Raw genomic sequence first — 18297 nt, forward strand, 5'->3', positions numbered from 1 at the left:
CGCGTGACATCCCTCGGAGGCACCCGTGCACCTTCCCAGCGACCTGGTATCGGCCTTCCGCGGCGGACGCGGCGCGGTCTTCGTGGGCGCCGGCGCCTCGGTCGACGCCGGCCTGCCGACCTGGCAGCAGTTCGTCACCCGGCTCGCCGCGGAACTGGACGTCGTCCCGGGCCCCGACGGGGGCTTCCCCACGGCCGAGCTGAACAAGATCCCGCAGTACTACGAGAACCGGTTCAACCGCAGGTCGCTGCTGTCCGCGGTGCAGGAGCTGCTGAGCGACCGGCGCAACGTCGGCTCCGAGGTGCACCGCCTCCTGGCCCGGCTGCCCTGCACCACCTTCTACACCACCAACTACGACGAGCTGCTGGAGGACGCCCTCCGGGACCAGGGGCAGAGGTTCAACGTGGTCGCGAGCGAGGAGGCGGCGCGGGCCTCCTCCGACATCCACGGACACGTCGTCAGGAAGATCCACGGCACGCTCTCCCAGCCGCAGACGCTGATCATCACGAGGGACGACTACGCGAGGTTCGTCAACGCGAACAGCGTCACGATCAACACGCTCCAGAGCGACCTGATCCACCACATGTTCCTGTTCGTGGGGTACAGCCTGAGCGACCCCGACTTCAACAACATCTACGACAACGTCCTGTACAACATGGGGAACATGGCGCAGACGCACTACCTGTGCGTGCCGCACGCCTCGCCGATGGAGATCGACGATCTCGCGCGCCGGGGCATCAAGACGATCGACCTCTCGGTCTGGCCCGGGGCGAACCCCAGCGAGCAGCTCAAGTCGTTCCTGTCGGCCCTCGCCAACGCCACGAGCGATCTCGTGCACATCGAGCGGTTCTTCAAGGGCCTGCGGAACGGCGACCGGGTGCCGCTGGTCATCAGCTCGACCCTGAACGACGGCGAGCAGTTCGTCTTCTACCCGGACTGCGACGTCCGCGTCGCCCAGCAAGTGGAACGTGCGCTGGAGCGCATGGGGGTGTCGACCCGCTGGGTGGCCGATCAGGTGGCCCTGGAGGAGGCGGACACGTACATGGGCGACAATGTCGTCCTGATCTGCTCACCCTTCGGCAACAAATTCACTCGCCGGGTCTTCGAGGAGCTGAGTCCCGGAAACATCTGCGTGCGTTTCTGCCACACGGACGGAAAGCGATACATCCAAGACCTGAAAACGGCAAGGAATTACGTCGCGGACGATCCCTCGCAGTCGTCCGGGGAAACCGAGATGTCGGACTACTGCGTCGTCGCCCGGTACCGCAACCCGTGGAATCCGAGCAAGCACATCTACTTGTTCGCCGGAATCTACGCCATCGGGACGCACGCCATCTCGCAGTACCTGTCGAACCTCATGAACTACCGTCACCTGCCCGACGATCCGGAGGACTCGGTCGCCCTGCTGCGGGTGTCGTTCGTCGATCACGACCCGTACAACTACGATTACGAGGTGGCCTTGCACGAGGTCCTGTGAGGCGCCTCAGCCGGCGAAAATCGCGTCCGCCGGAAAACGCAGGTCGATCTTGGACCGGATCGCGTCCATCGTCTCCATGACGGACAGGGTCTCGTCCAGCGGCATGAGCGGACTCTCCAGCCGGCCGGCCGCCAGGCACCGGCTGACCTCCTCCGCCTCGTGCTCCATCCCGTTGCCGCGGTGCGGGAACTGGTGGGGGACCCTGCTCCCGTCGCTCAGCAGCAGGTCGAAGGCCGTGGGGTTGTACCAGCGGTCCATCTCGATGCGCCCGCCGGTGCCCAGGATCACGGCATGCGCGGGCGAGTCGACCTGGATGCTGCACATGAGGCTGGTCAGCTGCCCGCCGTCGTGCGTGAGGACGGCCCCGGTCTGTTCGTCCGCGCCCGTCGTGGCACGGGTGCTGGTCGCCGCGATGCCGGCGGGGGGCCCGAACAGCTGGTGGGCCAGCGACACCGGGTAGATGCCGATGTCCATCAGGGCGCCGCCGCCGAGCTCCAGGTTCCGCAGCCGGTGCGTCGGATCCGGGTCGCTGTACCAGCCCAGTTCGGCCACGAGGGCACGCGGCTGGCCGATCGCGCCGTTGGCGACCAGGCGCATGACCTCCCGCATCGCGGGAGTGAATCTCGTCCACATGGCTTCCATCAGGAAGACGCCGCGCTCGCGCGCCGCCCGCACCATGTCCGCCGCCTCGGAATGATTGATCGCGAACGGCTTTTCGCACAGGACGGGCTTTCCGTGCTCAAGTGCGAGGAGCGTAGCCGACCGGTGTTCCGTGTGCGGGGTGGCGACATACACGGCATCGACCTCGGCGTCCTGCATCAGTGCCTGGTAACCGCAGTGCACGCGGATCTCGGGTGCCGAACGCGTGAGCCGCGCCGCGTTTCTGATGTCGCGTGTGCCGACGGCCACCAGGTGCGAGCTTTCGGTCACCCGCAGCGCCTCGGCGAACGCGACTGCGATTTTTCCCGTACCGACGATGCCCCAGCGCGTCATTCTGGCTCCTAGAGACGGTGATCGTGTCTTTCAGGGCGTTGCGGGACACGGATACGGTCGCTCACCCATGCAGGAAACGGCTCGATCTGGGGATCGGTTACTGGTCGCGGCGACATCATCCCCTGGCGGCCCTGTGCTAAACGTCCGATCAGGGGTTATCGGTGGTGAATCGGTCGAGTCCCAGCGCACCGACCACACCGGTGCATAAGGCGTGGGCCGATTGCGGTATCCCGCGAAAGAACACGATGGGGCCGGACGCGGCACTCACACCCTCTCGGCCGCCCCCTCCTGCGCCGGTGCCTCCCCGAACCGCGCCAGCAGCAACGCCCCCGCCACCGCCACCGCGAAGCCGAGCGCCGCCACCCCGGCCATGCCCTCCCGGGTCCGGTCACCGAGCCAGACCACCCCCACCGCGGCCGGACCGATCGTCTCCCCGATCACCAGCCCCGCCGTCGCGGTCGTCACCGAGCCCCGCTGGAGGGCCGAGGTGAGCAGGAGGAACGCGCCGCCGCCGCCGAGCAGCAGCGCGTACGCCGCCGGGTCGGTCAGCAGATCGCCCGGCCGCAGCGAGTCGATCAGCCGTACCGCCACCTCCACGACCCCGAACCCGCACCCGGCGCCGAGCCCCAGCAGCAGCGCCCGGGCCCGGCCGGACAGGCGTCCGCCGATCCCGCCGAGCAGCAGCACGCCCACCGCGCCCGCGACCAGCGCGTACGGCAGCCAGTCCGGGCCGCTCCGGTCGCCCTCGGCGCCCGAGGCCAGCCCCAGCAGGGCGAGCCCGGCGCACACCACCCCGACGGCGCCCCACTCCAGGCCGTTCAGCCGGACCCCCAGCAGTCGCGCCGCCACCACGGCGGTCACCGCGAGGCTCGCCGCCAGGGCCGCGCCGACTGCGTAGATCGGCACCGACCGCAGGGCCGCGATCTGCAGCAGGAAACCGAGCCCGTCGAGCGCGAGCCCGGCGAGGTAGCGCCACTGCCGCAGCGCCCGCAGCAGCAGCGCCGCATCCCCGCCCCCGCTCTCCTTGGCGCTCGCCGCCCGCGCGGCCACCGCCTGCAACACCGTCGCGGTTCCAAAGCAGACCGCCGCGCCCAAAGCGCACACCATTCCGAACAACACGAGGCGACTCTAGGCGAGCGGGGGATGGCGGACCCCCTCGTGCGGGTACTCACACCGATCTCTAGGCTGGCCGCCGAACACCACATCCGACGGGGGAGACACACCATGGAGCGCACACGCCGGCAACTCCGTTCCGGCACGGTCGTCCTGGGCGGCATGGGCCTGCTGGCCGCCGCGCTCACCGCCTGCTCGTCCGAACCGGACAAGCGCTGCGTCGACCGCGACAGCCACCACCTCGCCAAGGGGTACAAGGTCGTCTCCGACAAGAACTGCAAGACGACGGGCACGCCCGCGAAGACGACGGGCAAGGCCGGCCGGAAGAAGCTGAAGAAGCAGGTCGACGCCGCCTGGTACTACGAGGGCGACGAGAAGAACGGCTGGGTCGACGGCGGCTCCTTCACCAAGCCCGGCGGAGGCTCGGGCAGCGGCTCGTCCGGCGGTGACGACGACGACCACCACGGCGGGAGCGGAGTCCACCGCGGGGGCTTCGGCGGCGGCAAGGGCAGCTCCGGCGGCTGACCGGAACACGCGCATGGAACGCCGTACCCTCACCCCCCGCCCCGGCTGGCAGCAGACCGTCGAGGCCCAGGGCCTGGTCTACCCGCTCACCCGCCACCCCGACGGCTCGCTGCGCCCGTACTGGGACGAGAGCGCCTGCTACGTCTTCTCCCTGGAGGAGGTCGAGGCGCTGGAGGAGACCGTCGGGGAACTCCACCGCATGTGCCTCGCGGCGGCCGGGCACATCGTGGCCGAGGACCGCCTCGCCGACCTCGGCATCACCGACCCGCGGGTGGCCGCCGCGGTCACCGAGGCCTGGCACCGCCGTGCCGAACTCCCCTCCGTCTACGGCCGTTTCGACCTCCGCTACGACGGCACCGGCCCGGCGAAGCTGCTGGAGTACAACGCGGACACCCCGACCTCCCTGGTCGAGGCCGCCTCCCCGCAGTGGTTCTGGATGGAGGAGCGCTTCCCCGGCGCCGACCAGTGGAACTCCCTGCACGAACGCCTGGTGGACGCCTGGCGCTCCCAGGCGGCGCTGCTGCCCCCCGGCAGCCCGCTGCACTTCGCGCACTCCTCGGCCGACGAACTCGGCGAGGACCTGATGACGGTCGCCTACCTCAAGGAGACCGCAGAGCAGGCCGGCCTCACCACCGACTGGCTCGCCATGGAGGAGATCGGCTGGGACGCCCTGTCCGGCCGCTTCGTCGACAACCGGCTCCGCTTCATCCGCGGCATCTTCAAGCTCTACCCGTGGGAGTGGCTCACCACCGACGCCTTCGGCGGGCACGTCCTGGACACCCTGGACAACGGCGGCGGCACCGGCAGCACCCTGTGGATCGAACCGGCCTGGAAGATGCTCCTGAGCAACAAGGCCCTGCTGCCGGTCCTCTGGGAGCTGTACCCCGGCCACCCGAACCTCCTGCCCGCCTACCTGGACGGCCCCCGCGACCTGCCCCGCACCACCGGCTACGTCGCCAAGCCCCTCCTCGGCCGCGAGGGCGAGGGCGTCACCGTCCACCCCCCGGGCACCCCGGCGGTCCCGCGGGACGAGCCCTGCTGCTACCAGGAGCTGGCCCCGCTGCCCGCCTTCGACGGCAACCACGTGGTCCTGGGCGCCTGGGTGGTCCGGGACGAACCGGCGGGCCTGGGCATCCGTGAGTCCTCCGGCCTGATCACCGACGAGTACGCCCGCTTCCTGCCCCATGTGATCCTCTAGAGCCGATCCTCCGGGGCTGATTCCCCGGGGCTGGTCCGCCGGGGCCCGAGCAGCCGCTCCACCGCCGCCCGCGCGTGCCGCGCGGGGGCCGGGTCGCCGGTGATGCCCGCGGTGACGACGGCTCCCTCGGCGAGCAGGAAGACCGGTTCGGCCAGCGGTGTGCCGGTGGCGCGCACCCAGCCGGCGAGCTGGTCGTGGAAGGCCCGTTTGTGGGCGCGGACCTCGGCCAGCACCAGCGCGGAGGAGGAGCCGAGTTCGCCGTGGGCGTTGATCCAGGCACAGCCGCGGAAGCCGGGCTCGGCGAACCAGCCGGCGAGCCAGTCGAAGACCGCGAGCACCCGGGCGCGGGGGTCCGGCACGCTCTCCACGTGGGCGGCCAGGCTCGCCCGCCAGCGCCGGTCGCGGCGCCGGAGCATGGCGACCACCAGGTCCTCCTTGGTCGCGAACAGCCGGTAGATCCGCTTCAGCGGCAGGCCGGAGGTTTCACGGACCCGGTCCATCCCGACCGCCTGGATGCCGTGCGCGTAGAAGAGCGCCTCCGCCGCGTCCAGCAGCGCCTCGCGGTCCAGGCGGGTCTGTTCCTCGGTGATCGGCGCGGGCATCCGGGGCTCCTTGACGTCGAGAACGGCCGTTCTCTACTTTAGGCGCACGATGGAGAACGCTCGTTCTCGACCTAGGAGGCCGCCGTGCCCGAAGACCGCCCGCCCTGTCCGCCCTTCACCCTGGAGACCGCCCGTCGCAAAGTGCAGGCCGCCGAGGACGCCTGGAACACCCGCGACCCCCACCGGGTCGCCCTCGCCTACACCCCGGACTCCGTGTGGCGGAACCGGGACCGGTTCCTGGCCGGCCGGGACGAGATCGTCGCCTTCCTGACCGAGAAGTGGCAGCGCGAACGGGACTACGCCCTGCGCAAGAGCCTGTGGAGCTTCGACGGCGACCGCATCGCCGTCCGCTTCCAGTACGAGTGCCGGGACGCCGACGGCCGGTGGTGGCGCTCCTACGGCAACGAACTGTGGGAGTTCGACGAGCACGGCCTGATGCGCCGCCGCGAGGCCAGCATCAACGACGTGCCCATCGACGAAGCCGACCGGCGCATCCTCGGACCCCGGCCGGCCGCCGAACACGGCACCGACATCCCCCTGCACTGACGGCCGCTAGGCGGCTTCCAGCACCGCCCGCAGCTGCTCCAGCCCCCAGTCCAGGTCCTCCTCGCCGATCACCAGTGGCGGCGCGATCCGGACGGTCGGCCCGTGGGTGTCCTTGACCAGGACCCCGCGGGCCAGCAGCCGCTCCGAGAGCTGCCGCCCGGTGCCGACCGCCGGCGACGCGTCCACCCCGGCCCACAGCCCGCGCCCGCGCACCGCCGTCACCCGGCCCGTGCCCGGCAGCTCGTCCAGCGCCCGGTGCAGCCGCTCGCCCAGCCGGGCCGCCCGCTCCTGGAACTCCCCGGTCCGCAGCATCGCGATCACCTCCAGCGCCACCGCGCAGGCCAGCGGATTCCCGCCGAACGTCGACCCGTGCTCACCCGGCTGGAACACCCCGAGCACCGCCGCGCCCGACACCACCGCCGACACCGGCACGATCCCGCCGCCCAGCGCCTTGCCCAGCAGGTAGACGTCCGGTACGACCCCCTCGTGCTCGCACGCGAAGGTCCGCCCGGTCCGGCCGAGGCCCGACTGGATCTCGTCGGCGACGAACAGCACGTTCCGCTCGCGCGTCAGCTCCCGCACGCCGGCCAGATAACCGGCCGGCGGCACGATCACCCCGGACTCGCCCTGGATCGGCTCCAGCAGCACGGCCACGGTGTTCTCGGTGAGCGCCGCCCGCATCGCGGTCAGATCGCCGTACGGCACGATCTCGAACCCCGGCGTGTACGGCCCGTAGTCCGCCCGCGCCTCCGGATCCGTGGAGAAGCTGATCACCGTCGTCGTACGGCCGTGGAAGTTGCCGGCCGCCACGACGACCTTCGCCATCTCCGCGGGCACCCCCTTCACCCGGTAGCCCCACTTCCGGACCATCTTGACCGCGCTCTCCACCGCCTCCGCGCCCGTGTTCACCGGCAGCACCATCTCCATCCCGCACAGCTCGGCCAGCTCGGTGCAGAACGCCGCGAACCGGTCGTGGTGGACGGCGCGGGAGGTCAGCGTCACCCGGTCCAGCTGCCGCCGGGCGGCCTCCACCAGCCGCGGGTTGCCGTGCCCGAAGTTCAGCGCCGAGTAACCGGCCAGCAGGTCCAGGTACCGCCGCCCCGCCACGTCCGTCAGCCACGCCCCCTCACCGGTGGCGATCACCACGGGCAGCGGGCGGTAGGTGGGCGCGCAGTGCGCGTCGGCGGCGGCGATCAGGTCCTCTGCAGCGGTCACGGGCCTCTCCCGGGTACGTCCGGAAACCGACGGGGAACCCCTTCATAACCCCGCTCGCATGGTGGACGCGGGACCTGCGGCGCGCGGCGCGCCCGGTAGTCTGACGAACGGGCCGTGACTGGCGCGCTGGGATGGGACGGACCATCAGGGAGCGGCCCGAGCGGGAAGAGTGCCGTGCGCCTGGGCCGAACGTGAACGCTGTACGCACACCGTCCGGAGGTCCCCGATGCCCGAGAATTCCGTCTCCCCCTCCACCGAGACCACGGCCTTCCGCGCCGCCCTCGACGTCATCCGCGCGGTCGAGCCGCGCGTCGCCGACGCCATCGGCCAGGAGGTCACCGACCAGCGCGGCATGCTCAAGCTGATCGCTTCCGAGAACTACGCCTCCCCGGCGACCCTGCTCGCGATGGGCAACTGGTTCAGCGACAAGTACGCCGAAGGGACCATCGGCCGCCGCTTCTACGCCGGCTGCCGCAACGTCGACACCGTCGAGGCCCTCGCCGCCGAGCACGCCCGCGAACTGTTCGGCGCCCGCCACGCCTACGTCCAGCCGCACTCCGGCATCGACGCCAACCTCGTCGCCTTCTGGGCCGTCCTCGCCGACCGTGTCGAGGCGCCCTTCCTGGAGAAGACCGGCGTCCGCCAGGTCAACGACCTGAGCGAGGCCGACTGGGCCGAGCTGCGCCAGGCCTTCGGCAACCAGCGCATGCTCGGCATGTCCCTGGACGCCGGCGGCCACCTCACCCACGGCTTCCGCCCGAACATCTCCGGCAAGATGTTCGACCAGCGCTCCTACGGCACCGACCCGGCCACCGGCCTCGTCGACTACGACGCCCTGCGCGCCCAGGCCCGCGAGTTCAAGCCGCTGATCATCGTCGCCGGCTACTCCGCGTACCCCCGGCTGGTGAACTTCCGGATCATGCGCGAGATCGCCGACGAGGTCGGCGCCACCCTCATGGTCGACATGGCGCACTTCGCCGGCCTGGTCGCGGGCAAGGTCCTCACCGGCGACTTCGACCCGGTCCCGCACGCCCAGATCGTCACCACGACCACCCACAAGTCCCTGCGCGGCCCGCGCGGCGGCATGGTCCTGTGCGACGACTCCCTCAAGGACCAGGTCGACCGGGGCTGCCCGATGGTCCTCGGCGGCCCGCTCCCGCACGTCATGGCCGCCAAGGCCGTCGCCCTGGCCGAGGCCCGGCAGCCCGCCTTCCAGGACTACGCCCAGCGCATCGTCGACAACTCCCGCGCCCTCGCCGAGGGCCTGATCCGCCGCGGCGCGACCCTGGTCACCGGCGGCACGGACAACCACCTCAGCCTGATCGACGTCGCCACCTCCTACGGCCTCACCGGCCGCCAGGCCGAGGCGGCCCTGCTGGAGTCGGGCATCGTCACCAACCGCAACGCCATCCCGGCCGACCCCAACGGCGCCTGGTACACCTCCGGCATCCGCGTCGGCACCCCCGCGCTCACCACCCGCGGCCTCGGCACGGCGGAGATGGACGAGGTGGCCGCGCTGATCGACCGCGTCCTCACCACCACCGAGCCGGGCACCACCAAGTCGGGCGCCCCGTCCAAGGCGGCCCACATCCTGGACGAGAAGGTCGCCGAGGAGATCTCCCAGCGGGCGACGGACCTGGTGGCGGGCTTCCCCCTCTACCCGCAGGTCGACCTCGGCTGAAGCGCCTCGTGAGGGGCGCGGGGCGCATCCGGTATGCGGCTCCGCCGCGGGGCGCCACCGGCCACCACGGCAGCGGCCCCCGCGCCCCGCGCCCACCCCCACCTCTCGGGCCAATCACACCCTGAGCCTCTGAGAGAATGGGCTACATGGCCACTGCTGATCGCCCCCGCGTGCTGTCCGGCATCCAGCCCACCGCCGGCTCGTTCCACCTCGGCAACTACCTCGGCGCCGTCCGCCAGTGGGTGGCCCTGCAGGAGTCCCACGACGCCTTCTACATGGTCGTCGACCTGCACGCGATCACGGTCCCGCAGGACCCGGAGGACCTGCGGGCCAACACCCGGCTGGCCGCCGCGCAGCTGCTGGCGGCCGGTCTGGACCCGGACCGCTGCACTCTCTTCGTGCAGAGCCACGTCCCCGAGCACGCCCAGCTGGCCTGGGTCATGAACTGCCTCACCGGCTTCGGCGAGGCCAGCCGCATGACCCAGTTCAAGGACAAGTCCGCCAAGCAGGGCGCCGACCGGGCCTCCGTCGGCCTGTTCACGTACCCGGTCCTCCAGGTCGCCGACATCCTGCTGTACCAGGCCCACGAGGTGCCGGTCGGCGAGGACCAGCGCCAGCACATCGAGCTGACCCGCGACCTCGCCGAGCGCTTCAACGGCCGCTTCGGCGACACCTTCACGATCCCGAAGCCGTACATCCTCAAGGAGACGGCGAAGATCTACGACCTCCAGGACCCGACGGTCAAGATGAGCAAGTCGGCGTCCACGCCCAAGGGCCTCATCAACCTGCTCGACGAGCCGAAGGCCACGGCGAAGAAGGTCAAGAGCGCGGTCACCGACACGGACACGGTGATCCGCTATGACGTCGAGAACAAGCCGGGCGTCTCCAACCTCCTCACCATCTACTCCACCCTCACCGGCAGGCCGGTCGCCGAGCTGGAGCAGGACTACGAGGGCAAGATGTACGGCGCGCTCAAGACCGACCTCGCCGAGGTCATGGTCGAGTTCGTGACGCCGTTCCGGGAGCGCACCCGGCAGTACCTGGACGACGCCGAGACGCTCGACTCGATCCTCGCCAAGGGCGCCGAGAAGGCGCGCGCCGTCGCCGCCGAGACCCTCGCGCAGGCGTACGACCGCGTGGGCTTCCTCCCCGCCAAGCACTGAGGCGTACGACCGCAGGGGCCCGCGCGGCGGAGCGCTGCACATCACTTCCGCTGCGCCTGCCCACAGGACACTCATGGCCGTACAGTCATAGCCGACGGCCGAGCAGAAAACAGACACGACGACAGGAGACGACGTGGGGACCGTAACGATCGGCGTCTCGATCGCGGTCCCGGAGCCTCACGGCAGCCTGCTCCAGGAGCGGCGCGCGGGCTTCGGCGACGCCGCGGCTCACGGCATCCCCACCCACGTCACGCTGTTGCCGCCGACCGAGGTCGACCAGGCCGACCTGCCGGCGGTCGACGCGCACCTCGCCCGGGTCGCCGCGGCCGGCCGGCCGTTCCCGATGCGGCTGTCCGGCACCGGCACCTTCCGGCCCCTGTCGCCGGTGGTCTACGTCCGTGTTGTCCAGGGTGCCGAGGCCTGCACCCGGCTGCAGCAGCTGGTCCGGGACGCCTCCGGACCGATGGCGCGCGAACTGCAGTTCCCGTACCACCCGCACGTCACCGTCGCGCACGGCATCGAGGACGCGGCGATGGACCGCGCCTTCGAGGAACTGGCGGACTTCGAGGCCGAATGGCCGTGCACCGGCTTCGCGCTGTACGAGCAGGGCGCCGACGGCGTCTGGCGCAAGCTGCGCGAGTACACCTTCGGCGGCTCCGTCGTACCGCCGCAGCCGGGCCACGCGGACGTGTGGGCCCCGCGCGTCGCGCAGTGAGCCGCCCCCGCCCGAGGCGCTAGACGCCCAGCCTGCGGAACAACGGCCGCGGGGTGTGGCGCAGCACCGACATCACGAACCGGAGCGCGCCCGGCACCCACACCGTCTCCGAGCCGCGGCGCAGGCCGAGTTCGATGGCCGTGGCGACCGCCTCCGGGGTGGTGGCGAGCGGGGTCCGCGGCCGGCCCGCCGTCCGCCGCGTCCGCACGAAGCCGGGGCGCACGACCATGACGTGCGCGCCCGTGCCGTGCAGGGCGTCGCCGAGCCCCTGGGCGAAGGCGTCGAGGCCGGCCTTGCTGGAGCCGTAGATGAAGTCGGCGCGGCGGGCGCGTTCGGCCGCGGCGGCGGACAGTACGACCAGGGAGCCGTGGCCCTGGGCCTGGAGGGCGCCGCCGGCGACCAGGCCCGCCGAGACGGCCCCGGTGTAGTTGGTCCGGGCGACCTGCACGGCCCGGGCCGGGTCGCGTTCGTCGTGCGCCTGGTCGCCGAGGATGCCGAAGGCGAGCAGCACCAGGTCGACGGGCCCCTCGGTGAACACCTTGCCGAGGACGGTCTCGTGGGACTCGGGATCGAGCGCGTCGAAGGCGACGGTGTGCACGTCCGCGCCGAGCGCGCGCAGGCTCCCGGCGGCGTTCTCCAGCGCGACGGAGGGGCGGCCGGCCAGCCACACCGTGCGGGTGCGGCGGGAGATCAGCCGGCGCGCGGTGGCCAGCGCGATCTCGGACGTGCCGCCGAGGACGAGCAGGGACCGGGGCAGTTCGGTGGCATCCTTCATGACAGTTGACCGTATCGCCCCCATATGCCCGTTCGGGCGCAGAAACGCGGTGTTGACGTTCCCGCGGACCGGGCAGAGTCGGATCATGGACTGGCTGAAGAAGCTGCCCGGCATCGGGCCGATCGTCACCCGGCTGACCGCCACCCACGCGTGGCGGTCCTACGAGCGGCTGGACCGGGTGAAGTGGACCCGGCTGGCCGCCGCCATGACGTTCGTCAGCTTCGTGGCGCTCTTCCCGCTGCTGACCGTGGCCGCCGCGATCACCGCCGCCACGCTCAGCCCGGGCCGCCAGAAGACCGTGGAACACCGGATCGCCGACCAGTTCCCGGGCCTGTCCGACCAGTTGGACCTCACCTCCCTGGTGCAGAACGCCGGCACGGTCGGCGTCATCGCGGGCGCGGTCCTGCTGCTCACGGGCATCGGCTGGGTCGGGCAGGTGCGGGACTGCCTGCGCGTGGTGTGGGAGCTGCCGGACCGCGAGGAGAACCCGGTCGTCACCAAGGCCAAGGACGCCGGCATCCTGCTCGGCTTCGGCGGCGCCCTGCTGGTCACCCTCGCCGCGTCCACCCTCGCCTCGGCCGCGGTCGGCTGGCTGTCCCGGCAGATCGGCCTGGACGAGCACAGCTGGGGCAGCGTCCTGCTGCAGATCGCCGCGTTCGTCGTCGCCGTGCTCGCCGACTTCCTCGTCCTGCTCTACGTCCTGACCCTGCTGCCCGGGGTCGAGCCGCCGCGCCGGCGCCTGCTGGTCGCGGCGCTGCTCGGCGCGATCGGCTTCGAACTGCTCAAGCTGCTGCTGAGCGGCTACATCCAGGGAGTCGCCGCGAAGAGCATGTACGGGGCGTTCGGCGTCCCCGTGGCCCTGCTGCTGTGGATCAACTTCACCGCCAAACTGGTCCTGTTCTGCGCCTCCTGGACGGCGACCGGCAGCAAGGAGGCCGAACTCACGGACGCGCCCGACGGCGCATCAGGTCGGGCAGCGGCCACCGGCGGTTGACCAGGAACGCCCCGCCCCCGAGCAGCGCCAGCAGCCCGCCCGCGACGGCCAGGGCGATCCCCGCCCCGCCGGTGCCGGACGGAGTGGTGGCGCTCGCCGCCGCCTTCACGCCGGGCCCGCCGGTCCCGGAACCCCGCCCGGCCGCCTTGCCCGCCGCCTGCGCCGCGTCCCGCCCGGCGGACGCGCTCGGATCGGGCTGCGCGGTGGCGGCGCTCCTCGGCGGCACCAGCTCGCCCACCGGTTCGACCTTGCCGGCCGCCTGGAAACCCCAGTCCAGCAGCTTCGCGGTCTCCTTGTAGACCTCGTTGTGCTCGTGCTTCTCCGGGTTCATCACCGTGACCAGCAGCACCTTGCCGCCCCGCTCGGCCACCCCGGTGAAGGTGGCGCCGGCGTGCGTGGTGTTGCCGTTCTTCACGCCCGCGATGCCCGGGTAGACGGGGACGTCGCTGTCGCCGCTCAGCAGCCGGTTGGTGTTGCGGATCTCGGTGGAGCCGAACGTCGCGCTCACCGTCGAGCAGTAGTCCCGGAAGTCCCGCTTCTGCAGTCCGGAGCGGGCGAACAGCGTCAGGTCGTACGCCGACGACACCTGTCCCGGCGCGTCGTAGCCGTCGGGGGAGACCACATGGGTGTCCAGGGCCTGCAGTTCCTCGGCGTGGTCCTGCATGTCCTGGACGGTCTGCGCGACACCGCCATTCATCGCGGACAGCACGTGCACGGCGTCGTTGCCCGAGCGCAGGAAGACTCCGAGCCACAGGTCGTGCACGGAGTAGGTGCCGCCCTCCTTTATCCCGACCACGCTGGAGCCGGCGCCCATGCCCTTGAGGTCCGACGGCGCCACCTTGTGCAGGGTGCCCTTGGGGAACCGGGGCAGCACGGTGTCCGCGAACAGCATCTTCAGCGTGCTCGCCGGGGGCAGCTGCCAGTGCGCGTTGTGCGCGGCGAGGACCTCGCCCGACTCGGCGTCGGACACGATCCAGGACCGGGCGGTGAGCTCCTTGGGCAGCACGGGGACGCCGGGGGCGAGGTTGACCTGGGTGCCCGGCTGCCCGAGCCGGGCGCCGCCCAGCGTGGACATCCCGGCCGGGGGAGTGGCCGTCGGGCTCGGCGAGGGGGCCTGCGCGGCGAGCGCGGCGGGTGCGGTGACGGTCAGCGACAGCAGGGTGGCGGAGGTGACCAGCAGGGATCGCCGGCCGGTCGTCTTCGGTGCGGGCACGGTCGAGAACGTACCCGCACCGGACCGCGAAGTCCCGCCTGCCGCCCCACCCCCGGCACGGAGCCGGACACCGGACGGCGATACTGGACTCATGAAGCTCAGCCGCCCGGTCTCCTGGTTCCTGCTCGTGTTTGGAGTGTGGTCCTGGGTCATCTGGGTCACCTTCGTCAAGAACCTGATCAAGGACGGCAGCGGACTCGCCTTCGACGACGGCCAGCCGACCGCGTACTTCTGGGTGCACCTGCTGCTGGCGGTCGTGTCCTTCGTATGGGGGACGGCCATCGGGGTCATCGGGTTGCGCGGGCTGCGCGCACTGCGCCGGAACTCATAGCGGGGACCGGCCGGGGTGATCATCGTCGGCCTGGGGCCCGCCCACGCGCGTGGGGGCGCCGTCGGACGTCACGGTGATCGGACTGGCCGCCCTGCGCGCGTGACGGTAAACCCCGTCCTAGTTCTTCCACAACTGGACAGAAAGCCCTTCCGCGGGGTGAAACCCGTGTGATTAGGTGAGCCGCGTCACTCAAGGGGAAGTGGCTGGGGAGGGCATCACCATGCGATCTGCTCGCATGCGGCTTCTCGTGACGCTGCTCGCGCTCGCCGTCGTGGGGATCGGCGGCCGGCAGTTATGGCCGTCACAGGGGAGCGACGACCGGACCATCACCGTCGGCACGACGGACGCGGTCACCGCACTGGACCCGGCCGGCGCCTACGACTCCGGTTCCTGGGCCCTGTTCAGCAATGTGTTCCAGACGCTGCTGACCTTCGAGCCGGGCGGCGTCGAGCCGGTCCCGGACGCGGCGGAGAGCTGCGGGTTCGAGGGCAGCGGCCTGAAGACGTACCGGTGCACCCTGCGCTCCGGGATCACCTTCCCGAGCGGGCGCGCCATGACGGCCGAGGACGTCAAGTACTCCTTCGACCGGGTCAAGAGGATCAACGCCGATGTCGGACCGGCTTCCCTGTTCGCCACGCTCGCCTCGGTGACCGCCGACGACGCGCACACCGTCACCTTCCACCTCTCCTCCGCCGACGCCACGTTCCCGCTGAAGGCCGCCACCGGCGCCGGCTCGATCGTGGACCGGGAGAAGTACCCGGCCGGCGCCCTGCGCACGGACGCCGCCGTCGACGGCACCGGGCCGTACACCCTCACGGCGTACACCAAGGGCGAGAAGGCCGTCCTCGCGCCGTACGGGCGTTACGAGGGGTACCTGAGCGGTACCGGCCGCCCGATCGAGCTGCGCTACTACGCCGACGCGGCCAGGCTCGACCAGGCCTGGAAGGACCGGCGGGTCGACGTCGCCACCCGGACGCTGCCGCCGCGGGCGCTGTCCGCGCTGAACCCGAGCGACCCCGATCAGCGGGTCACCGAGTCCGACAGCACCGAGACCCGCAACCTGTACCTGAACACCCGCTCCCGCTCCCCGCTGCACGATCCGCGGGTGCGCCGGGCGATGGCCTGGCTGGTCGACCGCGAGCAGCTGGCCGCGACGGTCTACCACGGCACGGTCGACCCGCTGTACTCGGTGATCCCGACCGGCATCACCGGCCACACCACGTCGTTCTTCGACGACTACCCGGCGCCGAGCACCCGCAGGGCCCGCGAGCTGCTCGCCGGGGCCGGGGTGAGCCTGCCGGTGCGTTTCACCCTGGGCTACGGCGCCGGCCGGGGCGCGGGCGCCGAGGAGGCCGCGGAGCTGAAGAAACAGCTGGAGGCGAGCGGCCTGTTCCGGGTGGACGTCAAGAGCTACGAGTGGACCGACTTCCAGAAGCGCTGGGCCGCCGGGAGGATGGACGCCTGGGCGGTCGGCTGGTCGGCCGACTACCCCGACCCGGACACCTTCGGCGCCGCGCTCGTCGGCACCGGGTCCACCATGAGCACCGGCTACAGCAACAAGCTGGTCGACCACCTGATCCTGGACAGCCGGCAGTTCGCCGACCGCGGCCGGGTCGCGAAGGACTTCAAGGAGATCCAGGCGGACGTGGCCGCGGACGTCCCGCTGATCCCGCTGTGGCAGCGCAAGGAGTACGTGGTCAGCACCGAGGACGTGGGCGGCGGCCAGTACCTGACGGACGGCACGGGCGTGTTCCGCCTGTGGCGGCTGAACTGGATCTGATCAGCCGGCGTCCGGCCGACCGGCCTTGAGGATCCGGGTGACGTCAAGGATGACCTCGGCTCCGACGACCGCGGGCAGGGTCACGGTCTCACCGGGCGAGCAGGTGCGGTGACTGTCGTACGCGTCCCCTGCGGGACCGGTCAGGACGTGCAGGCGCTGGTGCTTGCGGTCGACGATCACGTAGACCGGGATCTTCGCACTGGCGTACGCCTTCACCTTGTCGCGCAGGTCGGTCTTCCAGTTGCTGGAGGTGACCTCCAGCACGAGACGGAAGCAGACGGGGTCGTAGCAGTTGTTCTCGGCGTGGTGGTCCTCGAAGTCGGCGTCGACCAGAGAGAGGTCCGGGATCGCGTAGTCCTCGACGCCGGTGGGCAGCCAAAGGCCGACGCCTTGGACCACCACCGACCCTTGCCCGTGGAGGCCTGCGGCCAGGAAAGGGACCATGAGCTCGGTCAGCGTCACGCCGTGGGCGCCGTCGGGAGGGGGGGACACGAGGATCTGGCCTCCGATGATCTCGACGCGGTTGCCCGGATTGCGCTCCATGAGCCGATTGGCCTCCGCGATCAGCGGTCGGTACTCATGGGGCCGCTCGACGGATGCTGCGGACATCGCGTGCCTCCTGTGGGCTGGTGTCGAGAGCATCATCGTAGGCAGCCGGACCCCCGGGCGTCCCGTTCCCGCGCCTTCACCCGAAAGTGATCACTCGGCCCGCTCCCGCCCCGGGTCCGGCAGCGCCTTCGTCATCCCCGGCAGGAAGTCCGTGAACAGTTCGTGGACCTCCAGGACCAGGGGCCGCAGGACCCGGAAACGGGCCAGGGAGACACCGCGGGCGGTCAGGCGGGCGCCCCGCCGTGCCAGCCGGTAGCTGCGCTCCCGCCCCTCCGTGCGGTCGAAGATCCAGTACAGCACCAGGCCCATCTGGGAGAGCCACATCAACTCGGGGAGGACCTCCCGCAGCTCCGGCGCTACCTTGGCCTTGGAGCCGGCCAGCACCTCCCGGTGCACGCTGAGGGCCTGCTCGCGGGCGTGCTCGCTCTCCGGCGAGAAGGGGCTGAGCGGGCTGTCGGGGTCGGCGGCGTTCTTGAAGAACTGGACGGCGAACTCGTGGTAAGGCCGGGCGATGTCCAGCCACACGGTCAACACGCCCGCGAGCCGTGCCTCCAGGTCGGTCTCCCGGTCCAGCACCTCCCGGACCGCCGCCCGGTGCTCGGCGGCGATCCGGTCGTAGAACCCCTGGATCAGGTGTTCCTTGCCCTCGAAGTAGTAGTAGGCGTTGCCGACGGAGACCCCGGCCTCCTTGGCGATGGCCCGCATGGTCGTCTTGTCGTACCCGCGCTCCTGGAACAACCGCATCGCGGTCTCCAGGATCAGCGCGCGGGTCTGCTCGGACTTGCTGCTCTGGGGGCCGGCCGCGTCGGGGCCGTCGTTCTTCGCGGGCACGGTAGAAGAGCCTAACCACTGGTGGGAGCGGCACCGGCGCGGGACGGCGGGGAGTAGCTCCAGCCGGTGCGGGGGTGGTACGACCAGCCGTCCGCCCGCCGGTACGCCTGCCCGCCCCACGGCCCGCCCCGCCTCCGGCCCGGTCCCCGCGCGTCCCGCCACTTCGCCGCGGCGAGCGCGGCCCCCCGGGCCAGCCCGGCGCCCGCCGGGGTGGCGAGCTTGTGGGCGAGCGGGCGGTGCTCGCGCAGCGCCCACAGGACGACGATCCAGGCGCGCGATCCACGGTAGACCTGCCCGGAGTCACCGACGACGGTGACCTCCTCCAGGCCCGACGAGTGGTCCAGCCCCGGGAAGCGGGCGCGGGCCGCGGCCGAACCGGCCGGCAGCAGTTCCAGCGGCACCAGCTGGGGCTGGCGGGCCAGCCAGCCGCGCAGATGGGTGCACAGGACGCGTTCGGCGTCGTACAGGACGGTCAGGGCGCGGACCGGGGCGCCCGCGGCGCCCCGGCCGTCCGTGGTGGTCACGGAGGTCATGCC

General features: G+C 71.5%; 19 protein-coding genes and 1 riboswitch. Of the genes, 10 read left to right on the forward strand and 9 right to left on the reverse strand.

Going from position 1 to position 18297, the window contains the following annotated elements:
* Nucleotides 1–25: 25 nt before the first annotated feature.
* Entirely contained in the window at nt 26–1477 is a 1452-nt protein-coding gene (locus IG05_RS0123940) for an SIR2 family protein (RefSeq protein WP_030345630.1), read from the forward strand.
* 6 nt (nt 1478–1483) lie between these two features.
* Here IG05_RS0123940 and IG05_RS0123945 read toward each other — a convergent pair whose 3' ends face one another.
* Nucleotides 1484–2470 (reverse strand): Gfo/Idh/MocA family protein, encoded by a 987-nt coding sequence (locus IG05_RS0123945; RefSeq protein ID WP_030345631.1) that lies wholly within the window; start codon nt 2468–2470, stop codon nt 1484–1486.
* Between the two features lie 264 nt (nt 2471–2734).
* On the reverse strand, nt 2735–3577 hold the full coding sequence (locus IG05_RS0123950; protein ID WP_030345632.1) for a hypothetical protein: 843 nt from the start codon (nt 3575–3577) through the stop codon (nt 2735–2737).
* Between the two features lie 117 nt (nt 3578–3694).
* Here IG05_RS0123950 and IG05_RS0123955 point away from each other — a divergent pair, with 117 nt between their 5' ends.
* The gene (locus IG05_RS0123955) at nt 3695–4108 is read left to right on the forward strand and encodes a hypothetical protein (RefSeq protein WP_030345634.1); all 414 of its coding nucleotides are present in this window, start codon (nt 3695–3697) and stop codon (nt 4106–4108) included.
* A 13-nt stretch (nt 4109–4121) separates the two neighbouring features.
* Nucleotides 4122–5306 (forward strand): glutathionylspermidine synthase family protein, encoded by a 1185-nt coding sequence (locus tag IG05_RS0123960; protein ID WP_030345636.1) that lies wholly within the window; start codon nt 4122–4124, stop codon nt 5304–5306.
* Here the strand turns inward: IG05_RS0123960 and IG05_RS0123965 are convergent.
* On the reverse strand, nt 5303–5908 hold the full coding sequence (locus tag IG05_RS0123965; protein ID WP_030345637.1) for a TetR/AcrR family transcriptional regulator: 606 nt from the start codon (nt 5906–5908) through the stop codon (nt 5303–5305). The two genes, IG05_RS0123960 and IG05_RS0123965, sit on opposite strands and share 4 nt — an antisense overlap.
* A gap of 84 nt (nt 5909–5992) precedes the next feature.
* On the opposite strand from IG05_RS0123965, the gene IG05_RS0123970 reads away from it, so the two are divergent.
* Nucleotides 5993–6454 carry a nuclear transport factor 2 family protein gene (locus IG05_RS0123970; RefSeq protein ID WP_030345639.1) on the forward strand — a complete coding sequence of 154 codons (462 nt, stop codon included), beginning with the start codon at nt 5993–5995 and terminating at the stop codon, nt 6452–6454.
* 6 nt (nt 6455–6460) lie between these two features.
* Here IG05_RS0123970 and rocD read toward each other — a convergent pair whose 3' ends face one another.
* Nucleotides 6461–7669: an ornithine--oxo-acid transaminase gene (rocD, locus tag IG05_RS0123975; RefSeq protein WP_030345641.1), complete on the reverse strand. Its 1209-nt coding sequence runs from the start codon at nt 7667–7669 to the stop codon at nt 6461–6463.
* A 104-nt stretch (nt 7670–7773) separates the two neighbouring features.
* A riboswitch (ZMP/ZTP riboswitch) is annotated at nt 7774–7862 on the forward strand.
* 33 nt (nt 7863–7895) lie between these two features.
* On the opposite strand from rocD, the gene IG05_RS0123980 reads away from it, so the two are divergent.
* The 3 genes from IG05_RS0123980 to IG05_RS0123990 all read left to right on the forward strand — a co-directional run bounded on the left by IG05_RS0123980 (nt 7896) and on the right by IG05_RS0123990 (nt 11228).
* Entirely contained in the window at nt 7896–9350 is a 1455-nt protein-coding gene (locus IG05_RS0123980; RefSeq protein ID WP_030345643.1) for a glycine hydroxymethyltransferase, read from the forward strand.
* A 146-nt stretch (nt 9351–9496) separates the two neighbouring features.
* Nucleotides 9497–10513 (forward strand): tryptophan--tRNA ligase, encoded by a 1017-nt coding sequence (gene trpS / locus IG05_RS0123985; protein ID WP_037814585.1) that lies wholly within the window; start codon nt 9497–9499, stop codon nt 10511–10513.
* 133 nt (nt 10514–10646) lie between these two features.
* Entirely contained in the window at nt 10647–11228 is a 582-nt protein-coding gene (locus IG05_RS0123990) for a 2'-5' RNA ligase family protein (protein ID WP_030345646.1), read from the forward strand.
* A 19-nt stretch (nt 11229–11247) separates the two neighbouring features.
* Here the strand turns inward: IG05_RS0123990 and IG05_RS0123995 are convergent, their stop codons facing one another.
* On the reverse strand, nt 11248–12003 hold the full coding sequence (locus tag IG05_RS0123995; RefSeq protein WP_030345648.1) for a decaprenylphospho-beta-D-erythro-pentofuranosid-2-ulose 2-reductase: 756 nt from the start codon (nt 12001–12003) through the stop codon (nt 11248–11250).
* A gap of 85 nt (nt 12004–12088) precedes the next feature.
* On the opposite strand from IG05_RS0123995, the gene IG05_RS0124000 reads away from it, so the two are divergent.
* The gene (locus IG05_RS0124000) at nt 12089–12997 is read left to right on the forward strand and encodes a YihY/virulence factor BrkB family protein (protein ID WP_030345650.1); all 909 of its coding nucleotides are present in this window, start codon (nt 12089–12091) and stop codon (nt 12995–12997) included.
* Here the strand turns inward: IG05_RS0124000 and IG05_RS0124005 are convergent.
* Nucleotides 12945–14210 carry a D-alanyl-D-alanine carboxypeptidase family protein gene (locus IG05_RS0124005; protein ID WP_030345652.1) on the reverse strand — a complete coding sequence of 422 codons (1266 nt, stop codon included), beginning with the start codon at nt 14208–14210 and terminating at the stop codon, nt 12945–12947. The two genes, IG05_RS0124000 and IG05_RS0124005, sit on opposite strands and share 53 nt — an antisense overlap.
* 91 nt (nt 14211–14301) lie before the next feature.
* Here IG05_RS0124005 and IG05_RS0124010 point away from each other — a divergent pair, with 91 nt between their 5' ends.
* Together IG05_RS0124010 and IG05_RS0124015 are read left to right on the forward strand one after the other, a co-directional pair.
* Complete coding sequence (locus IG05_RS0124010; protein WP_030345654.1) at nt 14302–14541, forward strand: SCO4848 family membrane protein; 240 nt, start codon at nt 14302–14304, stop codon at nt 14539–14541.
* Nucleotides 14542–14776: 235 nt separating this feature from the next.
* Nucleotides 14777–16321, forward strand: coding sequence for an ABC transporter substrate-binding protein (locus IG05_RS0124015; RefSeq protein ID WP_078894413.1), 1545 nt, complete (start codon nt 14777–14779; stop codon nt 16319–16321).
* Here IG05_RS0124015 and IG05_RS0124020 read toward each other — a convergent pair whose 3' ends face one another.
* From IG05_RS0124020 to IG05_RS0124030, 3 genes are all read right to left on the reverse strand, one after another.
* On the reverse strand, nt 16322–16930 hold the full coding sequence (locus IG05_RS0124020) for a Uma2 family endonuclease (RefSeq protein WP_030345657.1): 609 nt from the start codon (nt 16928–16930) through the stop codon (nt 16322–16324). It lies immediately after the preceding gene.
* Nucleotides 16931–17020: 90 nt separating this feature from the next.
* A complete protein-coding gene (locus IG05_RS0124025; RefSeq protein WP_030345659.1) occupies nt 17021–17761 on the reverse strand; it encodes a TetR/AcrR family transcriptional regulator in 741 nt (246 codons plus the stop codon).
* Between the two features lie 11 nt (nt 17762–17772).
* Nucleotides 17773–18294: a thiol-disulfide oxidoreductase DCC family protein gene (locus tag IG05_RS0124030; protein ID WP_037814588.1), complete on the reverse strand. Its 522-nt coding sequence runs from the start codon at nt 18292–18294 to the stop codon at nt 17773–17775.
* Nucleotides 18295–18297 lie beyond the last annotated feature (3 nt).

The sequence above is a fragment of the Streptomyces sp. NRRL S-1022 genome (assembly GCF_000720135.1).
Lineage (GTDB): Bacteria > Actinomycetota > Actinomycetes > Streptomycetales > Streptomycetaceae > Streptomyces.

Coding starts and splice junctions, on each gene's coding strand:
- IG05_RS0123955 (WP_030345634.1), top strand. CDS start 3,695: ATGGAGCGCACACGCCGGCAACTCCGTTCCGGCACGGTCGTCCTGGGC.
- IG05_RS0124010 (WP_030345654.1), top strand. CDS start 14,302: ATGAAGCTCAGCCGCCCGGTCTCCTGGTTCCTGCTCGTGTTTGGAGTG.
- IG05_RS0124020 (WP_030345657.1), bottom strand. CDS start 16,930: ATGTCCGCAGCATCCGTCGAGCGGCCCCATGAGTACCGACCGCTGATC.
- IG05_RS0124000 (WP_030345650.1), top strand. CDS start 12,089: ATGGACTGGCTGAAGAAGCTGCCCGGCATCGGGCCGATCGTCACCCGG.
- IG05_RS0123995 (WP_030345648.1), bottom strand. CDS start 12,003: ATGAAGGATGCCACCGAACTGCCCCGGTCCCTGCTCGTCCTCGGCGGC.
- IG05_RS0123950 (WP_030345632.1), bottom strand. CDS start 3,577: ATGGTGTGCGCTTTGGGCGCGGCGGTCTGCTTTGGAACCGCGACGGTG.
- IG05_RS0123960 (WP_030345636.1), top strand. CDS start 4,122: ATGGAACGCCGTACCCTCACCCCCCGCCCCGGCTGGCAGCAGACCGTC.
- IG05_RS0123980 (WP_030345643.1), top strand. CDS start 7,896: ATGCCCGAGAATTCCGTCTCCCCCTCCACCGAGACCACGGCCTTCCGC.
- IG05_RS0124015 (WP_078894413.1), top strand. CDS start 14,777: ATGCGGCTTCTCGTGACGCTGCTCGCGCTCGCCGTCGTGGGGATCGGC.
- trpS (WP_037814585.1), top strand. CDS start 9,497: ATGGCCACTGCTGATCGCCCCCGCGTGCTGTCCGGCATCCAGCCCACC.
- IG05_RS0123945 (WP_030345631.1), bottom strand. CDS start 2,470: ATGACGCGCTGGGGCATCGTCGGTACGGGAAAAATCGCAGTCGCGTTC.
- IG05_RS0123965 (WP_030345637.1), bottom strand. CDS start 5,908: ATGCCCGCGCCGATCACCGAGGAACAGACCCGCCTGGACCGCGAGGCG.
- IG05_RS0124030 (WP_037814588.1), bottom strand. CDS start 18,294: ATGACCTCCGTGACCACCACGGACGGCCGGGGCGCCGCGGGCGCCCCG.